This is a genomic window from Leptolyngbya sp. FACHB-711 (assembly GCF_014695615.1).
Classification (GTDB): Bacteria; Cyanobacteriota; Cyanobacteriia; order Elainellales; family Elainellaceae; genus Leptolyngbya_A.
The window spans coordinates 1-3556 of the sequence record NZ_JACJOR010000288.1; the positions used below are offsets into that span (position 1 = coordinate 1).

Genomic DNA, 3556 nt, shown 5'->3' on the forward strand with positions numbered 1-3556 from the left:
CAAACGCCAACCATACTCGTTACCCCTCAATTCTCCTCCTCCCATCTCTAGCATATAAAAATTGAATCGGTATTAGCATTCTCCTGAACATGCACGTTATGATTCGCGTAGGACGATGAGTTAAAAAAGCTCTCACCGTCTATGTTTCATCTGCTAAGCCACTAAGGAATATTCTGCTCTATGGTCTTCAAGGAGCGTCAACCCCGCGCCAAAGGTGTTATCGAAGCCGTTTACTCTGAAGGAAGAACTGTTTCACATCGCCTGTTAGAACTTCATCTTTACCCCGGAAATCAGTGCAACCGCGACTGTGATTTTTGTACGGTATTCGGAACACCGAAGGGATGGTATCACGATTACACGATCGATCATTTAGAGGCGGCTTTACGAACGATCGTGCTCACTCCTGAGGGAACGCTGAAGTTTTTTGGCGGGGAACCGACGCTGCATCCCGAAAATGTGATTTGGGCGATCGGCTATTTACGGCAAAGAGAATTTCAGGGATCGATCGTGATTTATTCCAACGGAATTCAGGCAGAACGGCTGCTGCAAATCCTCCAGTCTGATCCGCTCAACTGCACGACTGCCTCGCTCAACTACTCGATCGCCACCGGAGACGGCGCACTGCAAATGCCGCGCAAATCGCTAGACCTGCTAGAGACATACGAGAAAGCGCATCCAGGCACGATCGCGATCGGTCATCCCGACATCGTGGATTCCGGGCGCGGCGTTGATCCGTTTACCGGGGAGGCCAGTCGCCCCAAGGTGAACTCCCGCTGTCCCCACTGCTATCCGGTGCTGACTAGCGAAGGCAAATTTCATGCCTGCCCATTTGCGATCGAAAACCAATCCGCTCATTTTCAGCTTGGCGATATTCACACCGATACCGCGATTGTGACCCAAAACTTTCGCGCCTTTTTCGACTGGCTCGATACTGTTCACGAACCCTACGCCGTTCAGCACGAACTCCCTGCCTGCACCGTTTGCTGGAAGCATTTAGACCAATTACCCGTGCCAGACGATTACCGTTCTGTTTCCTGTGCTAGCTAATATGCCAGGACGATGAATGCCTGATCGCACTAAAGCTTGATGGACTATCAATAAAGCTTCTGTCAAATGGAGGATATTTCGTCAGCCAACTGCACACCTCCAGTTTTGATCTGCTAGCGTAGGATTGTAGTGGTGTAGTCAGAGAATTATCGTGTCTGCTAAACGTGCGATCGTTCTAACCAGCTTGATGTCCTCGCTGCTTGCTCTGGGTGCTTGCTCGAATAGCCCCTGGGCGCAGTCTTTAGAGCGATCGATCGCGGCTGATCCCCGACTGCAATCTAGCCCAACGGCTTCCCCAGAAACAGAGGGGACTCAAACCCAGTTTCCGGCTGATTTTCCTGCCGAAATTCCCCGCTATCCACAGGCTCAGCTTGTGCAGGCAACTCCTGGAAGCGGATTGAATAGCTCCACACAGACTCAATGGGCAGCTCCCAGCTCAACCGATCAAGTGCAGCAGTTTTACCAGACCGAACTGAGCCAAAATAGATGGCAGCTCACTCAACCTGCAACCCCCGGACAGCCTCTTGTTGCAACTAAAGACGGGATCCAGGCAATTGTTACGATTCAGCCTGCAATTGATCCATCCCGCACACTTTTCTCGATCGCCTATCAGTTTAGCGATACGGCTCAAGCCAATTCCCCATCCAGCCCCACCGCAACGAATTCTCCGGGTGCTGTCTCTCAACCCGGCGATCCTGACTTTATTGGTCCTGTGCTGCCCGGAAACTCGGCTGCCCGATCGCCAAACCCCTCGACTTCAGCCGCCGCGACTGCGTTTACCGATCTGGATCAGGCTCCTGATGGGCTGCGATCGTACATTGTGGATCTAGAGCAGCTGAACGCGCTGCCGCTTCGGGGAACCAATGCTGCCCCAGCGGGCGCAAACGAATTTAAGCCCAATCAGGCAATTACCCGCCGCGAATATGCGCGATGGCTACTGACAACGAATAATTTGCTTTATGTCAATCAAGCCTCGCGTCAGATCCGGGCAGCTTCACTCACCGAGCAGGCTGCCTTTCAGGATGTCAAATCGACCGACCCGGACTTCGGTGCAATTCAAGCTCTGGCAAATGCAGGGTTAATTCCCAGTCCCCTGTCAGGCAGCAGCACAACCGTCACCTTCCGCCCGGATGCCCCCCTGACGCGCGAAGATTTGATTTTCTGGAAAGTGCCGATCGACACCCGCCAGCCGCTTCCTAATGCCTCGATCGACGCAGTGCAGCAAACTTGGGGCTTTCAAGATACCGCCCGCATCGCGCCCCCGGCTCTCAAGGCAGTGCTGGCAGATTTTCAAAATGGCGATCAGTCCAATATCCGGCGCGCATTTGGCTATACCACCCTGTTTCAACCGCAAAAGGCAGTGAGCCGAGCCGAAGCCGCTGCTGTATTGTGGCAATTTGGCACGTCTACGGATAGCGTGACGGCAAAAGATGCACTTCAGAGCGGTACGAAGCCTGCACCTACTGGACCCTAATCGGAACCAGGAATGGTATGATTTTCCTTAAGCTAGGGGTGCCTGATTCTGCGTCAGGCTGAGACTATACCCTCGGAACCTGAGACTGGGTAATGCCAGCGTAGGAAAGCGTTGATTGCGGTCACTTGCACCAAAACCGACGGGCGATCGATCCAACCTGATGACGGGCTGTGTGGATTTTCTGCACGGTCATAGAGCGATCGTCAAAACGAGGTCATTTCTCATTTCAACCCTCAGCTTGAATGGCTCAAGTTAGGGGAATTTTTCCATGACAGTTGAAGCGATCGGATTAATGGTGCTGCTGGTGACGGCGGGTGGCTTTGCGCTGCTCGGATTGATCCATGCCAGTCAGCAAACGATTAACTTAGAAGAATATTTGATTAGCCGCAATCGATTTGGAAGCTGGTTGGCGTTTGCCACGATTCTGGCATCTGCGATGGGCGTGTGGATTTTGTTTAGCCTGCCAGAAGTCGGCGCAACGAGTGGCATCGCCGGAATCATAGGCTATGGCATCGGGCAAGCGGCTCCGGCAGCAATCATTTCGCTGATTGGTCCTCGAATTCGCAAGCTGATGCCCCACGGACACTCGCTGAATGAATATGTGCTGTATCGGTTCGGCAATGCCATGTACGGGCTGACACTGGCGATCATTCTATTTTATATGTTCATTTTTCTCTCGGCTGAGCTGACCGGAATTGCCAAAGCGGTGCAGATTATTGCAGATGTGCCCCTGATCTGGACTGCGCTCGTGGTAATCACAGCGACGTTTCTATACACAACCTATGGCGGAATGGGGGCAACCGTGTTTACCGATGCGGTTCAGTTGGTCGTGATTGTGCCGCTGCTTGTGGTATGTGCAGCAGTAGCGATCGTCTCCCTGAATGGATTGGGGGCTGCACTTCAGCCAATTCAAATCAACACGCCCGAACTGCTGTCGCTGGGAAATCTGCCCGGCATTAAATTCGGCGCAACGCTGATTATTGCGATTATTGCCGCCGAAATGTTTAACCAAACCAACTGGCAGCGCATCTACGC

The 3556-nt window shown here is 52.8% G+C and carries 4 protein-coding genes and 1 riboswitch; all 4 genes read left to right on the top strand.

The annotated features are described in order from the left end of the window. Positions 1 to 180: 180 nt before the first annotated feature. Positions 181 to 1047, top strand: a complete 867-nt coding sequence (locus tag H6F80_RS11370) for a radical SAM family protein (RefSeq protein ID WP_190791666.1) — start codon at positions 181 to 183, stop codon at positions 1045 to 1047. Between the two features lie 151 nt (positions 1048 to 1198). Then, on the top strand, positions 1199 to 2521 hold the full coding sequence (locus H6F80_RS11375) for an S-layer homology domain-containing protein (protein ID WP_347277865.1): 1323 nt from the start codon (positions 1199 to 1201) through the stop codon (positions 2519 to 2521). Positions 2522 to 2545: 24 nt separating this feature from the next. Next, positions 2546 to 2645: riboswitch (TPP riboswitch) on the top strand. Beyond that, positions 2637 to 2777, top strand: a complete 141-nt coding sequence (locus tag H6F80_RS11380; RefSeq protein WP_190791667.1) for a hypothetical protein — start codon at positions 2637 to 2639, stop codon at positions 2775 to 2777. (Overlaps the previous riboswitch by 9 nt.) 12 nt (positions 2778 to 2789) lie before the next feature. After that, positions 2790 to 3556, top strand: a 767-nt coding sequence (locus tag H6F80_RS11385; protein WP_518523560.1) for a sodium:solute symporter family transporter, incomplete at its 3' end; no start/stop codon positions are given.

Coding starts and splice junctions, on each gene's coding strand:
- H6F80_RS11370 (WP_190791666.1), top strand. CDS start 181: ATGGTCTTCAAGGAGCGTCAACCCCGCGCCAAAGGTGTTATCGAAGCC.